The sequence below is a fragment of the Streptomyces sp. NPDC058955 genome, assembly GCF_042741435.1.
GTDB lineage: Bacteria > Actinomycetota > Actinomycetes > Streptomycetales > Streptomycetaceae > Streptomyces.
Genome location: NZ_JBHYKM010000010.1, coordinates 21,916 through 41,204, shown reverse-complemented (window position 1 = coordinate 41,204; position 19,289 = coordinate 21,916). Strand labels below are relative to the sequence as shown.

General features: G+C 72.8%; 20 protein-coding genes. 16 read left to right on the top strand and 4 right to left on the bottom strand.

Going from position 1 to position 19,289, the window contains the following annotated elements:
- The first annotated feature begins 150 nt into the window (after positions 1-150).
- From ACFW1I_RS06960 to ACFW1I_RS06920, 9 genes are all read left to right on the top strand, one after another.
- Positions 151-951 carry a phytanoyl-CoA dioxygenase family protein gene (locus ACFW1I_RS06960; RefSeq protein WP_384666785.1) on the top strand — a complete coding sequence of 267 codons (801 nt, stop codon included), beginning with the start codon at positions 151-153 and terminating at the stop codon, positions 949-951.
- 193 nt (positions 952-1,144) lie between these two features.
- Positions 1,145-1,729: a DUF6309 family protein gene (locus tag ACFW1I_RS06955; RefSeq protein ID WP_384666783.1), complete on the top strand. Its 585-nt coding sequence runs from the start codon at positions 1,145-1,147 to the stop codon at positions 1,727-1,729.
- Complete coding sequence (locus ACFW1I_RS06950; RefSeq protein WP_384666781.1) at positions 1,726-5,949, top strand: AMP-binding protein; 4,224 nt, start codon at positions 1,726-1,728, stop codon at positions 5,947-5,949. Before ACFW1I_RS06955 ends, ACFW1I_RS06950 begins: the two co-directional genes overlap by 4 nt.
- 100 nt (positions 5,950-6,049) lie before the next feature.
- The gene (locus tag ACFW1I_RS06945) at positions 6,050-7,306 is read left to right on the top strand and encodes an aspartate aminotransferase family protein (RefSeq protein ID WP_384666779.1); all 1,257 of its coding nucleotides are present in this window, start codon (positions 6,050-6,052) and stop codon (positions 7,304-7,306) included.
- A 55-nt stretch (positions 7,307-7,361) separates the two neighbouring features.
- Positions 7,362-8,201, top strand: a complete 840-nt coding sequence (locus tag ACFW1I_RS06940) for a TauD/TfdA family dioxygenase (protein WP_384666777.1) — start codon at positions 7,362-7,364, stop codon at positions 8,199-8,201.
- Entirely contained in the window at positions 8,198-8,959 is a 762-nt protein-coding gene (locus ACFW1I_RS06935) for an SDR family oxidoreductase (protein WP_384666775.1), read from the top strand. Before ACFW1I_RS06940 ends, ACFW1I_RS06935 begins: the two co-directional genes overlap by 4 nt.
- A gap of 3 nt (positions 8,960-8,962) precedes the next feature.
- Positions 8,963-9,721 (top strand): methyltransferase domain-containing protein, encoded by a 759-nt coding sequence (locus ACFW1I_RS06930; RefSeq protein WP_384666773.1) that lies wholly within the window; start codon positions 8,963-8,965, stop codon positions 9,719-9,721.
- 175 nt (positions 9,722-9,896) lie between these two features.
- Positions 9,897-11,129: a hypothetical protein gene (locus ACFW1I_RS06925; RefSeq protein ID WP_384666771.1), complete on the top strand. Its 1,233-nt coding sequence runs from the start codon at positions 9,897-9,899 to the stop codon at positions 11,127-11,129.
- Positions 11,113-11,883, top strand: coding sequence for a hypothetical protein (locus tag ACFW1I_RS06920; RefSeq protein WP_384666769.1), 771 nt, complete (start codon positions 11,113-11,115; stop codon positions 11,881-11,883). Before ACFW1I_RS06925 ends, ACFW1I_RS06920 begins: the two co-directional genes overlap by 17 nt.
- An 85-nt stretch (positions 11,884-11,968) precedes the next feature.
- Here ACFW1I_RS06920 and ACFW1I_RS06915 read toward each other — a convergent pair whose 3' ends face one another.
- Positions 11,969-12,583, bottom strand: coding sequence for a TetR/AcrR family transcriptional regulator (locus ACFW1I_RS06915; RefSeq protein ID WP_384666767.1), 615 nt, complete (start codon positions 12,581-12,583; stop codon positions 11,969-11,971).
- A gap of 104 nt (positions 12,584-12,687) precedes the next feature.
- On the opposite strand from ACFW1I_RS06915, the gene ACFW1I_RS06910 reads away from it, so the two are divergent.
- The gene (locus tag ACFW1I_RS06910) at positions 12,688-13,257 is read left to right on the top strand and encodes an ester cyclase (RefSeq protein WP_384666765.1); all 570 of its coding nucleotides are present in this window, start codon (positions 12,688-12,690) and stop codon (positions 13,255-13,257) included.
- Between the two features lie 210 nt (positions 13,258-13,467).
- Here the strand turns inward: ACFW1I_RS06910 and ACFW1I_RS06905 are convergent, their stop codons facing one another.
- Positions 13,468-13,989, bottom strand: a complete 522-nt coding sequence (locus ACFW1I_RS06905; RefSeq protein ID WP_384666764.1) for a GNAT family N-acetyltransferase — start codon at positions 13,987-13,989, stop codon at positions 13,468-13,470.
- 102 nt (positions 13,990-14,091) lie between these two features.
- On the opposite strand from ACFW1I_RS06905, the gene ACFW1I_RS06900 reads away from it, so the two are divergent.
- Positions 14,092-14,529 (top strand): VOC family protein, encoded by a 438-nt coding sequence (locus ACFW1I_RS06900; protein WP_384666762.1) that lies wholly within the window; start codon positions 14,092-14,094, stop codon positions 14,527-14,529.
- A 51-nt stretch (positions 14,530-14,580) separates the two neighbouring features.
- Here ACFW1I_RS06900 and ACFW1I_RS06895 read toward each other — a convergent pair whose 3' ends face one another.
- Complete coding sequence (locus ACFW1I_RS06895) at positions 14,581-15,177, bottom strand: TetR/AcrR family transcriptional regulator (protein WP_384666760.1); 597 nt, start codon at positions 15,175-15,177, stop codon at positions 14,581-14,583.
- 63 nt (positions 15,178-15,240) lie between these two features.
- Here ACFW1I_RS06895 and ACFW1I_RS06890 point away from each other — a divergent pair, with 63 nt between their 5' ends.
- Positions 15,241-16,143: an NAD(P)H-binding protein gene (locus ACFW1I_RS06890; RefSeq protein ID WP_384666759.1), complete on the top strand. Its 903-nt coding sequence runs from the start codon at positions 15,241-15,243 to the stop codon at positions 16,141-16,143.
- Here the strand turns inward: ACFW1I_RS06890 and ACFW1I_RS06885 are convergent.
- On the bottom strand, positions 16,116-16,565 hold the full coding sequence (locus tag ACFW1I_RS06885; protein WP_384666757.1) for an Lrp/AsnC family transcriptional regulator: 450 nt from the start codon (positions 16,563-16,565) through the stop codon (positions 16,116-16,118). The two genes, ACFW1I_RS06890 and ACFW1I_RS06885, sit on opposite strands and share 28 nt — an antisense overlap.
- Before the next feature lie 93 nt (positions 16,566-16,658).
- On the opposite strand from ACFW1I_RS06885, the gene ACFW1I_RS06880 reads away from it, so the two are divergent.
- From ACFW1I_RS06880 to ACFW1I_RS06865, 4 genes are all read left to right on the top strand, one after another.
- Positions 16,659-17,471, top strand: coding sequence for an LLM class flavin-dependent oxidoreductase (locus ACFW1I_RS06880; protein WP_384666755.1), 813 nt, complete (start codon positions 16,659-16,661; stop codon positions 17,469-17,471).
- Entirely contained in the window at positions 17,468-17,905 is a 438-nt protein-coding gene (locus ACFW1I_RS06875) for a nucleoside deaminase (RefSeq protein WP_384666753.1), read from the top strand. The genes ACFW1I_RS06880 and ACFW1I_RS06875 overlap by 4 nt, the downstream gene beginning before the upstream one ends.
- 96 nt (positions 17,906-18,001) lie before the next feature.
- Positions 18,002-18,301, top strand: coding sequence for a hypothetical protein (locus ACFW1I_RS06870; RefSeq protein ID WP_384666750.1), 300 nt, complete (start codon positions 18,002-18,004; stop codon positions 18,299-18,301).
- Between the two features lie 394 nt (positions 18,302-18,695).
- A complete protein-coding gene (locus ACFW1I_RS06865) occupies positions 18,696-19,271 on the top strand; it encodes a hypothetical protein (protein ID WP_384666748.1) in 576 nt (191 codons plus the stop codon).
- Positions 19,272-19,289: the final 18 nt, after the last annotated feature.

Below are 19,289 nucleotides of genomic sequence, written 5' to 3'. Positions count from 1 at the left end.
CCCTCCCGTCCCGCACACTCGGGACCCGCGCTCCTTGACGGGGGCGTTCCGGCCTGCGACGGGCAGACCGTCCGTCCGCGTTCCCCCAGGCAGCGGCGCCGGCACGTCCACGTACGATCCGTCCCTCTCGGTCACGGAAAGGTGTGGTGGATGCGATTACCCTGCGAGGGCAGCGGGGCGGTATCGGCACGGCGGTCGTTCTTCGCGGACTCGGGCTATCTCGTCCTGCCTGGTCTGCTGCCCGCCTCGCTGGTGGACCGGCTCGTGCCCGAGGTGGACCGGTGGGTGAACGACGGGCTGAGGTCGCGCTCGATCGCCGCCTGCGTCGACCCATGGCCCGACGCCGATCCGCCGCCCGTCATGGAACTGGAGCTGCCCACCCACGGGGAACTGCTCGTCCACGAACCGCTGCTGCGGGTCGTCGCGGACCTCATGGGCTCGTCGTTCGTCTTCCACCATCTGCACAGCGACCGGCACGACCCCGGAGCCCCCGGAAAGGCGTGGCACCACGACCACGAACCCAACGACGTCGGCGACCGCGACCTGGTGATGGTGCACGCGCTGCACTACCTCGGCGGGCTCGACGGCACGGTCGGCAGCCTCACCGTGGTGCCGGGCTCCCACCGCAGGACCTGGAGCGAGGCCGCACTCGCCGGCCTCGGCACGACGGAACTCCCCGGCGAGGTCGTCATCGACACGCTGCCGCCCGGCTCGACCGTGATCATCCACTCCGGCCTCCTGCACGCCCGCAGACCCGCGCCGAGTCCGCCGGGCACACCGTCCCGCTACTTCGTCGACGCGTCGTACTGTCAGACCGGGGCCCGCTGGCGACCTGTGAAACCGTACTGGCGGCACATGCTCGCCACGGCCCGCGGCCTCGGCCTGGGCGGCGGACGATGGCCGGAGCTGTTCGCGGAACGCCACTTCACCGAGTACGCCCGGCCCGCGTGACGACGAGCGGGCCTGGCCCGTGCGAGAAGGAGTACGCCGGCCGGTGCGACCGTAAGTATGCCCGGACGATGTGACGAAGAGCGGACCCGGCCGGGGGTGCGAAGGCGTACGCCCGGCCGGTGCGGGAACGAGGAGGCCCGGCCCGGCGTGACAACCGACGACGCCCGGCCGGTCGCGAGAGAGGACGACACGGATGCAGATCATCGGCCCCACCGGCTTCGACGAGGTGGCCACCCGCTTCCGCCAGGACCACCCGGTCACCCGGGACCACGAAGCCAACACCAACCAGGACGCCGACAGCGCGCTGACGCTGGCCGACGAGACCTTCGGCAGCTGGTCGACGGTACGGCTCTCCCGCGCCGACATCCGCTCCGTCCTGCTGCCCTGGCACCTCAGCGAGGGCGGCGGTCGCGAGCTCGTCCCGCCCACCGGCCTCACCGTCGGCCAGGCGGCGGACCTGCTGCGCGCCCACGAGACGGAGTTCGCCGCGGCCAACCCCGTCTGCACCGGCAAACTGACCCGCTTCCGCACCGCCCCGATCACCTCCATCTACCTCACCACCCGCCCGGTGCCGCACGAGCACTACGCCGGGCTGCCCCAGGGCACCGGCCTCGTCCACCTCGACGGCCTGCACCGCCTGCTCGCCTGGGAGCTCGCCGGGCGCCTGTCACCGCGCGAGGACCTGCTCGCCTACCTCGCCGGCGACCCGACCGGGCCGGACCCGACCGCCGCCGACGACAGCGCGCCTCACCCCATCTCCGGAGGTCTTCGCCCATGACGCGAGCGATGCGCGCTCCCGCCTCGCTTCCCGATCTGCTCTTACGCAACGCCCTGACCTACCCGGACCGGCCCGCCCTCAGCGACGGCGGCCGCTCGCTCGACCACCGCCGCCTCGCCACCCTCGCCGCCCACGTCGCCGCCCGCCTCGCCACCCTCGGCACCGACCGCGGCGACCGCGTGGCGGTCGTCGGCCCCCGCGACGCCCGCACCTGCCTGCTGCTCCACGGCGTGCTGTACGCGGGTGCCGTCGCCGTCCTGATCGACCCGGCGTGGAGCCCGCGCGACGTGCGCCGGCGCCTCGACGCCGTCACCGTGCGCCACGTCCTCACCACCACCCCGGACGCGCGCGCCCCAGAGCCGTACCGCACCGAGCACATTGACGTCGACGCCCTCCCCGGGACCGAGCCGGAACGCCCCCTCGCACCGGCCGCCGCACCCGACGACCTCGCCTACCTGTCCTTCACGTCCGGATCCAGCGGGGAACCGAAGGCCGTCGCCGTCACCCACGCCAACGCGGTCCACTATGCGCTCGCCCTGCGCGAACGGCTCGGCCTCACCGACGCCGACGCGCCCCGGCTCGCCCACGTCACCACCCTCGCCGCCGACCTCGGCCACACCTCCTGGCTGCTCGCCCTGGCCACCGCCGGCTCGGTCCACGTCGTGCCCGACGCGGAGGCGCGCGACGGCGAGGCGTTCTGGGCGTCCCTCGGCGCGGAGAAGGTGTCCATGCTCAAGACGACCCCCTCCCACCTGACGGCCCTGCTCGCCGCACGCCCGACGGACGCGCCCGCCCTGGACACCCTCCTGCTCGGCGGCGAGGCACTGCCACGGTCCCTCGCCGCCCGCCTCCTTCGCGACGGCGTCGCCGAACGGGTCGCCAACCACTACGGGCCGACCGAGACCACCGTCGGCGCCACCTGCTTCCTCGCCTCCACCGTCGACGAGCTGCCCGCCGACGAGACCACCGTCCCCATCGGCACCGCGATCGGCGAGGCCGCGCTGCGGCTCGCCGCCGGCGACCTGCCGCGCGACGGGACGGAGGGCGAGCTGTACATTGGCGGGAGCGGCGTGAGCGCCGGCTACTTCGGACGGCCCGACGAGACGGCGCGCCGCTTCGTCACGTACGAAGGCCGGCGCATGTACCGGACGGGCGACGTGTGCCGCCGCAGGCCGGACGGCAACCTCGTCTTCGTCGGCCGCGCGGACCGCCAGGTCAAGATCCGGGGCTTCCGCGTCGACCCGGCCGAGATCGAGCGGGCCATCGAGGAGTTCCCGGGCGTCGGGCAGGGGGCCGTGATCGTACGGGTCACCCCGGCCGGCAGCCGGCTCCTCGCCGCCGTCCGCCCCGCCGACGGGCACGACGAGGACGAGATGCTCACCGCGCTCCGCACCCACCTGCACGACCGGCTGCCGCAGTACTCCGTCCCGCAACCCCTCCTCGCGCTCCGGGACTTCCCCTACGGCGCCAACGGAAAGCTCGACCGCGCCCGCCTCGGCGGCATCGTGGACGGCCTCATCGCGTCCCGGGCCCGCACCGCACGAGCGGAACCGTCCGCCCCGCCGCGCGCCGCCGACCGCTCCACGGCCGCGCTGGCGCACGCGCTGTGCGAGCTGTGGGCGGACGCGCTCGGCCTGCCCGTGGTGGATCCGCACGCCGACGTCCTGGGCCTCGGCGGCGACTCCATCCTCGCGATGCGCACCATCGCCTTCCTGCGCCGACGGGGCCACCGTGCGGCGTTCGAGGACTTCTACCACCAGCCGACGGCCCTCCGTCTCGCGGGCGCCGCCACCTCCTCCGGACCCGTCCCGCAGCGCACGGCGACGACCACCGAACCCCACCGCCTGGCCCCGGCCCAGCGATGGCTCTTCCGGCAGCCCGTCGACGAACCGAGGCACTGGAACCAGTCCGTACTGCTCCGATGCTGCCGACGGGTGAAGGCAGGGGCCCTCGCCCGGGCCGTCGAGGCCGTGCTGCACCGGCACCCCGCGCTGCGCCGGCCGCTCGGCCCCGGCGGCCTCGGCCCGGTGCGCGAGGCACGTGACCTGGAGGCGGTCAGCCACTCGCGCCTCCGCCCGCAGGACACGCCGTCCGAGACGATCGGCACGGTCTGCACCGAACTGCACCGCAGCCTCGACCCGGAATCGGGACGCCTGCTGAGAGTGCACCTTTTCGCCGGCGGCCAGGGCATCGACGACCGGATCGCCCTGATCGCCCACCACCTCGTCGTCGACGGACTGTCCTGGCGCATCCTGCTCGACGACCTCGCCACCGCCTACCGGGCGGCCCTGTCCGGCCGACGCGCGGACCTGCCGCCCACGGGCGACTTCTACGCCTGGGCGGCGACCGAGCCCAGGCCCGTCCCCGCACCGCGGTCCCTCGGCGAGCCGCAGACCGCCCCGCCGGCGCGTACGGCGGTCGCGCCACCGCTCCCGGTGGACGCCGCCGCGGCGAGCACCGAACCGGCCGCGCTCGTCTGGAGCCTCGGCCGAGAGGCCACCGGCCGGCTCGTCGCACGGCACGGACGCGCCCAGCGCCTCGAAGCGCTGCTGCTCGCCGCGTTCGCCGACGCCACGTCGGCCTGGAGCGGCCGGCGTCGGCTCGGCGTGGAGGTGGAGACCCACGGCCGTGACACCGACGGCGAGCACCTGGACACGGTCGGATGGTTCACCGCCGTCAAATGGCTGGCCGTCGACGCCGTCGACACCGACGACGGGCCGCGCGACCTCGCCGGCATCGAGGACCAGGTGCGACGGGCCCCCCAACGGCCGATGGACTCCGAAGGAGCGCGCCCGGAGACAGCGTTCAACTTCCTCGGATCCTTCCGGCTGCCCGACGAGCCGACCCTGGACTGGTCGGTGGCGCCCGAACAGGCAGGTCTGGCCCGCTGCGTCACCGGCGACTCGCTCTACCGGCTGCGCCTCACCGCCCGGATCGTCGACGACCGGCTGGTGGCGGACCTGGTGTACGCGTGGCCGCGGGTCTCGCACGACGGCGCCGAGGCGATCGCCGCGGGCTTCGCCCGTAGTGTGGCCGCCGAAGCGGACGCCACCGCACCGCCGTTCGCCAGGTCCGCGGTGTCCACATCGGGCCAGCTCCTGCACCCCGGAACCACGGTCCCGCGAGGACAGTGCCACGTCGTGCGCGAACCGGTGCCGGTACTGCTGACCGGGGCGACCGGATACCTGGGTGGGCACGTGCTGCGCGCCCTCGCCGAGCAGGGCGCCCGGGTGACGTGCCTGGTCCGCGGGGACGGCGACGCCCAGGCGGCCCAGCGCCTCGGGGGAGCCGACGTGATCGCCGGCGACATCACCGCCGACGGCCTCGGCCTGAGCCACGAAGGGCTCGCCCGCGCCCGCGCGGCACAGGTCGTCGTGCACGCCGCCGCCGACGTCCGGCTGGTGGCGTCGCCCGCCGAGCTCGAACGGACCAACCACACGGCGGTGCGGCGGCTCCTCGAATGGATCGACACCCACACCCCCGGCGCCCGCTTCCACCACGTCTCCACCCTGGCCGTCGCGGGCGAGGTGGAGGGACCGGCGCGCCGCTTCAGCGAGGCCGACCTGAGCATCGGGCAGACCTTCCGCACCCCCTACGAGAGGGCGAAGTTCCGGGCCGAGGAGACCGTCCGGGCCTGGGCCGCCTCGGGCCGCCAGGCGTACGTCCACCGCAGCGGCCACATCGCCGCCCACAGCGCGACCGGCGCCTTCCAGCGCAACGTCGAGGACAACCGGATCTACCAGACCGTCCGCGGATACGTGCTGGCCGGGGCGGCCCCCAGCCGGCCGGCGACCACGTTCACGTTCTCCCACGTGGACACCGTCGCGGCGGGCATCGCCGCACTCGTCGCCCACCCTCACACGGCGCCGGGCGCCTACCACGTCGAATCGCCCCACGCCGTCGCCCACGACGAGCTGGTGGCGTGGATGGTCCGGCACGGCCACCGGATCCGGCTCACGGACGACGCCACCTTCGCCGCGGCGCTGGCCCGCGCGGAACGGAGCCACCCGGACACGGCCCGGCTCGCCTCGGCGTGGTCCCAGCTCGGCGACCGCAACGTCGTCGTCGACAGCACCTGGACCCGGTCCGTACTCGACCGGCTCGGGGTCCGCTTCGCCGAGCCGACCGCCGCGTGGTGGTCGACCGCGCTGTCCTGGGCCGCCGAGGCCGGCTTCCTCCCGCACGGCTCGCCGCCGGCGGCCGCCGAGCCGGCCCCCTGACCCGCGTACCCGCCGAACCCGCTCCCGCCCCCGCAACTGCCGATCCGCTCCGCCCGGCGCACCTCCCCGTGGTCCACCGACTCCCCAAGGAAGTGACGCGATGCCCCAGCTCTCCCCGATCCTCCAGCAGGCCACCCCCGTGGTCGCCACCCACGGCGAGGGGATGTACCTCTACGACGCCGACGGACGGCGCCATCTGGACTTCACCGCCGGCGTCGGCGTGACCAACACCGGCCACTGCCACCCCCGGGTGGTCGAGGCCGTGCGGCAGCAGGCGGGCCGGCTCATCCACGGGCAGTACACCACCGTCCTCCACGACCGACTGCTCACCCTCACCGAACGCCTCGGCGAGGTCCTGCCGCCCGGACTGGACGCGCTGTTCTACCTGAACTCCGGCAGCGAGGCGGTGGAGGCGGCGCTGCGGCTCGCCCGCCAGGCCACCGGACGGCAGAACGTGATCGTGTTCGACGGCTCCTTCCACGGACGCACGATGGGCGCGGCGGCGATGAGCACCGCCGGCACGCGCTTCCGCGCCGGGATCGGGCCGCTGATGCCCGGAGTCGCCGTGGCACCGTTCCCCCACGCCTTCGACCTCGGCATGAGCGAGGAGGAGGCCGTCGCGCACGCGCTGCGCGGCCTCGACCAGGTGCTGGCCACGGTGAGCGCGCCCGCCGAGACGGCCGCGATGTTCATCGAACCGATCCTCGGCGAGGGCGGCTACGTCCCCGCGCCGCCGGGCTTCCTCGCCGGGCTCCGCGAGCGCGCCGACCGGCACGGGATCCTGCTGGTGGCCGACGAGATCCAGAGCGGCTTCGGCCGGACCGGACGCTTATGGGCCCATGAACACTCCACCGGTGTCGTACCGGACGTGCTGATCACGGCCAAGGGGCTGGCCAGCGGCTTCCCCCTGTCGGCGATCGCCGCGCCCGTCGAGCTGATGGGCCGGGCCTGGCCCGGATCGCAGGGCGGAACGTACGGCGGCAACGCCGTGGCGTGCGCCGCCGCGCTCGCCACCCTCGACGTGATCCGCGACGAGGGCCTGGTGGACAACGCGGCGGAACGAGGCCGCCAGCTCGCGGACGGCCTGCGCAAGACCGCCGCGGACGTGCCCGCCATCGCCGATGTGCGCGGCATGGGCCTGATGCTGGGCAGCGAGTTCCGCCGCCCCGACGGCTCACCCGATCCCGTCCTGGCCAAGAGCGTCCAACGCGCCGCCGCCGACAGCGGGTTGCTGCTGCTGACCTGCGGGGTGCACTCCAACGTGGTGCGGATGATCCCGGCGCTGGTCGTCACGGCCGATCAGGTCGAGGAGGGCCTGGCCCTCTGGTCCGCCGCCGTCGCCACCGCCCTCCGGTGACCTGCCCCTCCCCGTGTACGCCCCGTGTACGCCCTCCGAGAGGACTGACCGCGCCATGACCGGATCCACGATCGACGACATCGGCTGGACCAGCGCCCACCTGGAAGCGGCGCCCGACGTGTGGTCGACGTCCGTCGGCGACGACGACCGCCGCCTGCTGTGGAAGGACGCCACGGCCGGCCGCTGGGACGCGGGGGAGGCCGCGTACACCGCCGTCCGCACGTCCCTGCGCACCGGCCTCGACTCCGTCGGATTCGCCACCGCACGCACGGTCTTCGAGCCCGACGCGCCGGAGGCCGAACTCATCGCCGGGCTGTCCTTCCTCCTCGACGAGATCGGCGGGGCCGTCCCGCAGAACGCCCGGGGCGACCTGTGGACCGTGCTGCGCGACCAGGACGGCGACGGCGCCACCGAACTCGGCTTCCACTGCGACACCTGCGACCTGCTCGTCCTGCTGTGCCTGCGACCGGCGGCCGACGGCGGAGGCATGACGAAACTCGCCAGCGCACGGCGCGTCCACGACATCATCGCGCGGGAACGCCCGGACGTCCTGACCCTGTTGCGGCAGGAGTGGCGGTTCGACCGCACGGGCCGGGCGGGCCGCCAGATCATCGACACCCCGATCCTGTTCACACAGGACGACGGCACGGTCGGCTGCTACTACCAGACCCGCACCGTCCGCGCCTCGGCGATGCTTGACGCCCGACGCCTGGAAGCCCTCGACTACTTGGACGAGGTGCTCTACCGACCGGAGATCGCCTTCGGACTGCGACTCGACGCGGGTGACCTGCTCCTGATCCGCAACAGCCGGGTGCTGCACGGCCGTTCACCCTACGTGGACCAACCCGGGCCCGAGGCCCGCCGCATCCTGCGCGCCTGGATGAACGAGCGGTGAGCGGCCGGGAGGAAGCCAGGGTCGCGGTCGTCACCGGCGGAGGCAGCGGACTGGGCCGCGCGGCGGCCCTCGCCCTGCTCGACCACGGCTGGTCCCTCGCGCTCGCCGGACGGCGCGACAAGCAGCTGGAGGAGACCGCCGCGCTGTCGGGCGCCGGACCGGACCGGGTGCTCGCCGTCCCCACCGACATCACCGACCCCGACCGGGTCACGGCACTGTTCCGTGCGGTCGGCCGCCACTTCGGCCGGCTCGACCTGCTGTTCAACAACGCGGGCGCGGCCGTCCCCCGCAGGCCGGTGACCGAGGTGGCGATCGACGACTGGAACCGGATCATGGCCACCACCGTCACCGGAACCTTCCTGTGCGCCCAGGAGGCGTTCCGCATGATGCGGGACCAGTCCCCGCAGGGCGGCCGCATCATCAACAACGGTGCCCCGTCCGCCCACGCACCCCGCCCCCACGCCATCTCCTACACCACGGCCAAACACGCCGTCCTCGGTCTGACCCGCGCCCTCTCTCTGGACGGCCGCCCCTACGGGATCTCCTGCGGACAGATCGACGTCGGCAACGTGACCCCGGTCGACGGCGGCCCGCAGCCGCCCGCGATGCAGGCCGACGGCACGATGGCGGTCGAAGCGACGATCCCCGTGGCACGCTTCACCGAGGCGCTGCTGCTCATGGCGTCCATGCCCCTCGACACCAACGTGCAGTTCCTGACGGTGCTGCCCACGACCATGCCCTACATCGGCAGGGGGTGACCCGTGCTGGTCAGCGCCCGCTCCTTCGACGAGTACCGGGCCATGTTCGCCCTCTCCGACGACGACCTCGCCCTGCGCCTCCTCGACTGCCCCGGAGGCGCGGCGAGCTTCGTGGCCGGCGCGACCGCGCGGGGCACCGACGCGGTCGCCGTCGACCCCCAGTACGGCCTGGGGCGGGACGACCTGGGGGCCCTGGCACTGCGCGAGATCGCGCACAAACACGCGTACGTGGCCGAGAACGCGGAGCACTTCGCCTGGGGCTGGTTCGGCAGCCCGGAGCGCTACACCCGGCTGCGGACCGAGGCGGCTCGCACCTTCACCACCGACATGGCGACCCACCCGGACCGCTACGTCGCCGGCGCCCTGCCCCACCTGCCGTTCCCCGACCGCTCCTTCGACCTCGTCCTCAGCTCCCACCTCCTCTTCTCGTACGGGGCGCAACTGGGCGAGGACTTCCACCGGAGCGCCCTGATCGAACTGGTGCGGGTCGCCCGCCGCGAGGTCCGGCTCTTCCCCGTCGTGCTCCACACGAGCGACCGTCGATACGAGCCGCTGGACCGCCTGCGCGGCGAACTGGGAGCGCTGGGCGTCCCGTCACGCCTCGAACGGGTCGCGTACGAGTTCCAGCGAGGCGGCAACCATGTCCTCGTCCTGGACGCGAGCACGCCCGGGCCCCTCCCCACGGCCAGACCCGGCGCGGACGCCCACGACCCGGTCCGCTGGAGACACACCGGACCACCTGGGACGAGGCACCGCGTCTGACGGTCGCGGCAGCGTCCGCGGGCCGTTGCCCGTCCGTCGAGCCGCGTGAGAGCATCGAGGTCAACCGGTCCGGCCCCTTTCGCCGGCGCTTCGCAGCGCCATCGGAAGAGGGTGCGGGCCGTTGGCGTGTCCGGATTTCTGGCCGACCATCTAGACCGCAGAGGGCGGGGAGCGCGTGAGGCACGTGGCAGAGGCGTCGGAAGCCCGTATCGAGGACGCGGACAGCGTCGTGATCGCCCCTTCGGCGCTGCATGGCAACGCCGCGATCAGGGACTTCTTCGGGACCGTGATCACGCCGGAGGAACTGGCTTCCGGCTCGCCCGATCTCACGCGGAAGACCGTCTACCTGTGCGGAGACCTCGCCGAGATCAGTGCCGGTCACATCGATGCGGCTGCCCGGGTGTTCGTGGTCCAGGAGCTCTCGCACGGCCTCCGCGGGGACGACGCCATCCCTTGGCCCGTCGTCGGCCTGGGCCGGGTACCGGTCCGCGTCCACGGCGTCGGCGTGTACTACCGCCGATTCTTCGACAGCGGGGCCGATCACTTCGGACGGATCCGCGCGGAGCACACGTTCCAGACCCTGACGGAGTCCACCAAGCCGGGAACGGCGCATCGCAGCGGCATCTACCTGACCCCCGTCGAGGAGGACGGCGGAGAGCTGCACTTCCGGCTGCTCCGCTGCTCCACGAACCTCTCGGGCCCGACGGAGGGCTTCGGACCGACGGACGAGCAGATCGTCGAGGAGCTGAACCGCGAGGCCGCCGCCGTGTTCCGCGGCCAGGCGCCGCTCAATCACGTCCTCGCCCAGATCTACCACAACACCCTTGCCACGGCGGAGCGCAAGCAGTCCAAGGCCAGGATCTCGGCCCACGCCGACAAGACGAAGGACATGCCCGCCAACGGCATCATGGCCTTCTGCACCTTCTACGACGGCCTCGACAAGCTACAGCCTCTGGCCGAAGACCCCTTCGACCGCGGCCTGAAGGGCGTCAGCGGTCTGACCCGACTCCACTTCCGCCTCAAGGACCGCACCGAGACGCTCAACGGAGCGGCACTCCCCGAGCAGTTCACCGTGACGCTCCATCCCGGCTCCGTCTTCTTCATGCCGCTCTCCACCAACCGCCTGTACACGCACGAGATCCGTCCCTCGGCGTTGGACGCCGCGTCGATCCCCACCCGCCTGGGATACGTCGTGCGCTGTTCGAGCACCGAAGCCGTGCACAAGGACGGCCGGACCTTCCTGAAGAGGGCCGGAGGTCTCGTGCGGCTGGAACCACCCACGGAGGCGGGCATGGACGAACTCCGCAGACGGTACGCCGAGGAGAACAGGACCTCGTCCTTCATCGACTACGGCGACGACTTCCGCTTCAGCATGAACACCGGAGACTACCGTGCCCCCCGCGTCTGAGATCGCGGGCGCGATCATCACGTGCACGCTGCCGACGGAGGAGAACCGGTACGCGGAGCTGTCGGCTGCGACGCGTCTGGAGGACGTGGGAAAGGGCCGGACGGGCGCCGTCGTGACCAGGATCGACGCGTCCGGTGGCGCACCGCTCGTCCGCACGACCACGCGATACGCCAACCCGACACAGCGCTTCCGGCCGGTGCACGAACGACTGGCGCGGCAGATCCAGCAGCAGGCGGCACTTCCCCTCGGCTTCAACAACGCCCTCGTGGAGCGCTACACCCACGCCTACAAGAAGATGGGCGGCCACTCCGACCAGGCCCTCGACCTGGCCGACGACTCGTTCATCGCCGTCTACTCCTGCTACCGGCACCCCGAGGCGAACCCGCAGAGGAAGCTGATCTTCGAGTCGAAGGAGTCCGCCGACGAGCGGTACGAAGTCCCGCTGGCGCACCACGGCGTCGTCGTGTTCTCCGTCGACACGAACCGCCGGCTCAGGCACAGAATCGTCTGGGACGCACCCGCCCAGGAGCCGGACAACCCCTGGTTGGGCGTCACCTTCCGGACCTCGAAGACCACGGTCCGATTCGGCGACGGCCACGCCTACCTCCCCGAGGGCGCGCGCCTCACGTTGGCGGACGACGAGCAGGCCCGCGCGTTCTATCGCCTGCGGCGCCGTGAGAACGACGAAACGGACTTCACCTACCCTCCGCTGACGTACACCATCAGCGAGAGCGATCTGATGCCGCCCGCGTGACGGGGACGGGTCCGCCCCGCGGGTGACCACCGAGCGACGGCTCCGCCCCGCGGGTGAACGCCCGCCCCGTCGGCCGTCGGTCGTGTCACGGCGTTCTCAGGGTGGCGAGCGCGGTGTGCAGGAGGAAGGCCTCGGCGCGGTCCCAGGTCCAGCCGTTCTCGACGACCAGCGTGCGCCATCCGCCCGGGCCGAACCAGAACCACAGGAGGTCCGCCGTCTCCTCCTCCGGACGGGTGGCCGGCATCAGGGTGCGCAGGTGGTGCGCGGCGGTGCGGAGGGCGGCACGGTAGTCGGCGGTGGCGCGCTCCCACAGGGCCTCGCCGTCCTCGTGGGACGGCAGCGCCTTGTGGATCGCCTCGTGCACGCTGAACATGCTCTCGTTTCCCGCCCGGGTGCCGTGGGCCAGTGCCCGGACGGCCGACTCCAGGTCCCGCGCGGCGAGTAGGGCCTCGATGGCCCGCTCGTGGCCGGCGGCCCGTACGGCCGTGTCGACGATCTCGTTGAGGATGTCGCCCTTGCTCCCGGTGCTCGCGAAGACGGCCTTGGCGGAGACGCCCGCCTCGGCGGCGATGTTCGCGACGGTCACCCGCCCGTAGCCGTACTCCGCGAACAGCCGGGTCGCCGACCGGAGGATCCGCTCACGCGTCTGGGCGGCGGCCTGCTCCCGCAGGGGCGAGACGTACTTGCGCGTGGTCGGCATGGGGCCAGTCTAGTCGAGGAAGTGATCGACCTATTCAATAGGTGATGTGTAACCTGAATATCGGTCAGGGCGGAGAGCCGCCCCTCAGCGAGAGGAACGAACCGATGGGAATGTCACCCGAGGAAGCGGCGCGCGGTCTCTTCACGGTCCTGGCGACCGGGGACGCGGCGCTGGCCGAGGCGGTCGTGCACGAGGACTTCACCAACCGCGAGGCGGTTGTCTCCCCCCGCGCCTGCTCGCTCCCCGGCCCGGCCGGTGCGCTGGCGTCGGGCGCGTGGCTGCGCTCCGCCTTCTCCGACCTGGGCTTCCCGGTCACCGACCTGGTCCACGACGGCGACCAGGTCTGGATGCGGCTGCGCATGCGGGGCCGGCACACCGGCCCCTTCGTCCAGTACCGCGACGGCGAACTGCTCCAGGCGATCCCGCCCACCGGTGACGAGATCGACTCCGAGCAGGTCCACATCCTGCACCTGCGGGACGGCAAGGTCGTGCGGCACGAGGCGGTCCGCGACGATCTCGGCCTGCTCGGGCAGCTCGGCATCTTTCCTCCCGGTCCCACGGTCCAGCGCATCGCCGACTGGCACGCGGACGGACGCGCCGCCGACGCCGCCGAGGCGATCGCCGAGGCCGCGGAGCGGGCGGCGGCCGGCGCCCACGGGGAGACGGCCGGCTGAGTTCGGCGGCTGGGGAGTGAGCGTGCACGTTCGGACGGACCGGCCGAGTCCGTGACGACGGGGGCGCGTTGCGCGCGACGCGCCCCCGTTTCCCCCTCCGCCGGCAGGCGGGCGGCGGCCGCACCGCCGTCTGCCGCGCGCCCTGCCTGTACGAGACCCCGGCCCGGAAGGCGACCGGACGACGACCGCTGACGGCTCCGGAAGTCCGACTCAGGACGTCCCCGTGTCGTCCGGGGCTCGCTGCATCAACCGCATCAGGGCCGGATCGCTCGCGAAACCGAGCTCCGTGTACAACGGCGCGGCCTCGTCGCTCGCGTGCAGTTCGAAGAGCGTGACCCCGTCCCGCCGCAGATCCTCCAGCAGCGCGGACACGGCCGCCCGGGCGTATCCCCGGCGCCGGTGGGCGGGTTCGGTGGCGACGGCGTGGATGCGGGCGGCCAGCCCCTCGGGGTAGCCGGGGCCCGGCAGGACCCGATGGGTCAGTCCGAGAGCGCAGGCGGCGAGCCCGCCGCCCGGCGCGTCGACGACGAAGGCGCGTGCGTCGCCTCCGGGCCCGAGCCGCTCGGCGAGGTGCTCACGGCAGACGGCGAGCCACTCCTCCCCGAGGGGCTCGGACAGGACGTACGCGGACCGCAGCCTGGCGATCTCCCCGGCATCGGCCGGGACGGCGGGCCGCACGCCCGGGCCGGCGGCGGGGGAGGCGGCGCGGGAGGGGGCGGGGTGACGGGGCATGGGGGTGAACTTCCTTCCTGGGGTGTCGAGCACGCCCCGTGGGCCGCGTCCTCGGTATACCGGTGGTCTCGGAGGACCGCGCACAGCACAGGGAGAACCGTCATGGCGCTTCAGCGTATGGACAACGTCGGCATCGTCGTCGAGGACCTGGATGCCGCCATCGCCTTCTTCGCCGAGTTGGGCATGGAGGTCGAAGGCAGGATGCAGATCGAGGGCCTGTTCGCGGACCAGGCCGTCGGACTCGACGGGGTACGCAGCGAGATCGCGATGATGCGCACCCCGGACGGCCACGGCAAGCTGGAGCTCGCGCAGTACCGTACCCCCGCGGCGATCGGCGCCGGAGCGCACCAGCCGCCGAACACCGTGGGCCTGCACCGGGTCATGTTCGCCGTCGACGACATCGACGACACCATCGCCCGCCTGCGTTCCCACGGCGCCGAACTGATCGGCGGGGTGGGCCGGTACGAGGACGTCTACCGCCTCTGCTACCTCCGGGGCCCCTCGGGCATCATCCTCGCCCTGGCCGAACGCATCGGCTGACGGTCCGGCGCAGCCAGGAGCGGCAGGGCGTCTGCCGGGGAGCCTCCCCGGTCACCGCAGCTGGTCGAAGGCCAGGTCGGCATCGGCGACGGCCTCGGGGTGGACGTCGCGGGCGGTTCGACCGTCCGCGATCTTCTGCCAGTTGGTCCGCGCGAGCACCCGTTGGACCGCGAGGACCTGCGCGGCGCGCAGCCGTGCCCGGATGCCCCCGCCGAGGGCGTCCGCCAGTGCCGCCTCGTCCTCGTGCTGGTACTGCGCGAGCCGCGCCGCCAGGCTCGGTGTGGCGAACACCAGCCGGTGGAACGCCACCACCTCGGGATGGTCGGCGAGGCCGGTGACGGGGTCGAAGCGATCGAGGCCGGCCCGGAAGTGCCGGTGCAGCGCGGGCACCGGCTCGGTGCCGGGTGGGCGGTCGCGTACGACGCGCGCCGCCTCGCCCTGGTGGTCCGCGAACCGGTGCAGCACCAGGTCTTCCTTGGTGGGGAAGTAGCGGAAGAGGGTCGGCTTGGAGACCTCGGCCGCCGCGGCGATCTCGTTGACCGAGACGCGGTCGAAGCCGCGCTCCAGGAACAGCGCGACGGCCGCGTCGCCGATGGCGTCGCGCGTCCGCTCCTTCTTCCGGGCCCGCAGTCCCGTCGGCTCGCTCACCTGACCACGTTAACATTTGTTACCAGGTTGCTTTTTTAACCCAGTAACGTTTCCATGGGCCGCATGCATCAGACAGACAGTTCTCCCGTACTCGTCACCGGGGCGACGGGCCGGGTCGGCCGCGTCGTCGTCGACCGACTCCTCGACGCGGGCGTGTCGGTCCGCGCCCTCGTCCGTCGTCCCGAGGCGGCGGCGACGCTGCCGCCGGGGGTCGAGGTCTTCACCGGCGACCTCACCGTGCCCGAGTCGCTCGACCCCGCGCTGAAGGGCGCCGGTGCGGTCTTCCTCGTCTGGACCGCCCCGCCCCGGACCGCCGAGGCGGTCGTCGAGCGGCTGGCGGCCCACGTGCGGCGGGTCGTCTTCCTCTCCTCCCCGCACCGGACGCCGCACCCCTTCTTCCAGCAGCCCAACCCGATGAGGGTGCTGCACGCCGACATCGAGCGGCTCATCGCGGCCACCGGACTCGAGTCGACGATCGTCAGGCCGGGGATGTTCGCGTCGAACACGCTGGCCTGGTGGGCGCCCGCGATCCGGAACGACGACGTCGTCCGGTGGCCCTACGGCGCCGCCGAGTCGGCCCCGATCGACGACCGCGACATCGCGGCCGTGGCGGCACGGACGCTCTGCGAAGACGGACACGCCGGAGGCGACTACGTCCTCACGGGCCCCGAATCCCTCACCCAGGCCGCGCAGTTGGACGCCATCGGTGACGCCCTGGGACGCCGGATCGCCTTCGAGGAGCTGACGCCGGACGAGTTCCGGAGCCTGTGGGAGGGTACGGCCCCCGGCTCGGCCATCGACATGCTGCTCGCCGCGTGGAGCGCGGCGGTCGGCCGGCCCGCGTACCTCACCACCACGGTGGCCGACATCCTCGGGACACCGCCGCGAACGTTCCGCCACTGGGCTGCCGACCACGCCACCGCGTTCGCGATGCGGGGTCAGCGCGGGGCGACGGGGCCGCGGTAGGGGAGGGGCCGGCTGTAGACGACGCTCGTGGTGGTGCTGCCGAAGCCGGCGAGTTCGTCCATGAGCGTCTCCAGGTGCTCCATGGAGGTCGCGGCGACCTTGAGGGTGTAGCAGTCGTCGCCGGTGGTGCGCAGGCACTCCAGGATCTCGCGGCGTTCGGCGAGGAGGAGGCGCAGCGGTTCGTGCCGGTTGCCCGGGTACTTGAGGCGGACGACGGCGAGGAGCGGGTAGCCGACCTTGGTCAGGTCGATCTCGGCGCGGTATCCGGTGATGACGCCCAGGGCCTCCAGGCCGCGGACGCGTTCGGTGGTCGCGGAGGGGCTGAGGTTCACGCGGCGGCCCAACTCGCTGAGGGAGATGCGGGCCTCCCGCTGCAGCTGTTCGATGATGGCCCAGTCGACGTCGTCGAGATTCCCGGTCATATGGCGAAAGTACCAGCAGATTCACGGAGGAACGGCTTGTACGCAGGGAGGATTCGGTTCCGCGGCGCGTGATCACCGGGATAGCCTCGGCGCATGCAACTCGGCGTCAACGTACCGAATTTCGGACCCGGGACAGACCCCGGTGTCCTGCGCGAAGGAGCGCGGCTCGCGGAGGACCTCGGCCTCGGCATCCTCATGGTGTCGGACCACGTGACCGTCACCCCGGACGTGGCGGAGCGGTACCCGGAGCCCTTCTACGAGCCGTTCACCACGCTCTCCTGGCTGGCCGGCGTCACCACCACGGTGCGGCTGGGCACGACCGTGCTCGTCCTGCCGTACCGGCATCCCCTGCTGGTGGCCCGGATGGCCGCCAACCTCCACCAGCTGAGCGGCGGCCGCTTCGTCCTCGGGGCGGGCGTCGGCTGGGCCCGGCAGGAGTTCGAGGCGCTGGGCGTGCCGTTCACCGCCCGTGGCCGGCTGACCGACGAGTGCCTCGGCCTCCTGCGGGAAGCCAGGGACGCGGGGCGCCCGGAGGGCGGGGTCCCGCTCTGGATCGGCGGCCACAGCGAGGCGGCCCTGCGGCGCGCCGTGAGGTTCGGCGACGCCTGGCACCCCCTGCGGCTCTCCCTCCCTCGGATGCGCGCCGCCCTGCGGCAGTACGCGCTACCGGGGTTCGCGCCCCGCATCGCCCTGCGCGTCACCGACGCACCGGTCGACGCCCCCGACCGACCCGCCGGCGTCGGCACCGTCGAACAGATCCTCGACGATCTCGACCGACTGCGCCTGCTGGGCGCCGACACCGTCGTCCTCGACCCCTACCACGGAGACCCGGAAGAGACCCGCCGCCCCGACGAGGCATGGCGGGCGCTCACCACCGTGGCCACTCACTGGAAGGCAACCTCATGATCACCTCGGCCGACGAGGCCCTCCTGCGCCGCGCCATCGGCATCGCCGCCCGCGCGGTCGAACTCGGCGACGCGCCGTACGGCTCCCTCCTGGCCGGACCGGACGGCACCGTGCTGGCGGAGGCCCACAACACGGTCCGGCGGGACGACGACATCACCGCCCACCCGGAACTGAAGCTCGCCCGCTGGGCGGCCCGCGAACTCGCCCCGGACACGGCCGCCGGCACCACCCTCTACACCAGCTGCCAGCCGTGCGGCATGTGCGAGGGCGGCATCGCCCGCTCCGGCATCGCCCGCGTCGTCTACGCCCTGTCGACCGAACAACTCGTCGCGCTCAACCCCCCGTCAGGCGCCTGGCCCCAGCTGCCGTACGACGGCCCGGCCCTCCACGACGAGGCCCGCACCCCGGTCGCGACCTACTACCACCCGCTCTGACGCCCCGGCCCGCCGCGCACCACCGGCACCTCAACCCCCGAAGGTCGTACGACAGTGCACGCCGACGCCTCTCCCGCTCGACCGCAGGACCGAGCCGTGCCCGACCGCCCCGAGATCGTCTGCATCTGCGGCTCCACCCGCTTCGTGGACGAGATGCGGACGGCGAACCGCGACCTGACCTTCGCAGGTGTCATCGTCGTCGCCCCGGGCGAAGCGGACGAGCCGATCACCGACGAGCAGAAGACCGCGCTGGACGCCCTCCACCTGCGCAAGATCGACCTGGCCGACCGCGTTCTGGTCGTCAACCCCGGCGGCTACATCGGCGAGTCCACGAGCAGGGAGATCGCCTACGCCCGAGCCACCGGCAAACCGGTCTCGTACACCGATCCCGTCTGACCGATCGACGGCGACCCGAGAAGCCATGTTCCGACTCGCCGTCACGCACACGCCGACCCGGTTGCACCCGCGTGGGAGGTCGTCCCCCACGAGGTCATGCGCTGGTACATGGAGCACGTGGCCGACCAGGTGGAACGCTGCCGTATCGCGTTCGAGCTGGGGGGCATCCGAAGCAGCGGGATGATCGAGCGGATGTGCGCAGTCGGCGAGGCGGGTCGACCCGGGCGGACAGCGCCTCCCGACTCAACCCCGGACGGCGTTGGCGCCTGCCGGTGGAATATGCGGTCATTCGCCTGCGCCGGGCCCCCGGCGTCCCTCACCGTGGGAGTCGAGAGGGCTGCCGGCCGCTGAGGGCGGTGGCCGCTTGGGCATCGCGAGATGGGGAGGCTGGGCCATGTGGGAGCCGGATGGCGCGGAAGGGCATGTGGGGAAGGTCGGGGTGCTGTTGGAGGACGGCACGGTGCCGGGGCCGGTGTACATCGACATCGGCAGCAGCGGGCACGTCCCGAGCTTCACCGACTGGTGGTACTACGACGGTGCGTACCGCCGGCCGCTCGCGGACCGGATGCGCGCGGTGTGCGCCTGCGGCTGGCGCTGCGAGACGACGTATCCGATCGACTGGAAGCGGGTCCCGCACCGCGAGCCCTACCTGTACGACACCTCCGCCCCAGAGCAGGACTGGGAGGACCACACCCGCGAGATCAACGCCGCCGCGGTGCCGCTGCCCGAGGACGTCGCCCGCCTCATCTCCCAGATCCGCGAACGCCTCGACCACATCGAGGACACCGACCCCCTGACCGCCTTGCGGATCATCGGAGCCCTGGACACGGTCGTCGAGATCGACGGCGTCTACGCCACCCGCCTGGCCACCCGGAAACACAGCGACGAGGAGATCGCCGTAGCGCTCGCCAGCACGGAGAAGGCCCTGGCCGCCCGGCTGCGCCGGTACGACAGCGGTCACTACCGCTGATCCCAGGGCCTGGTGAGC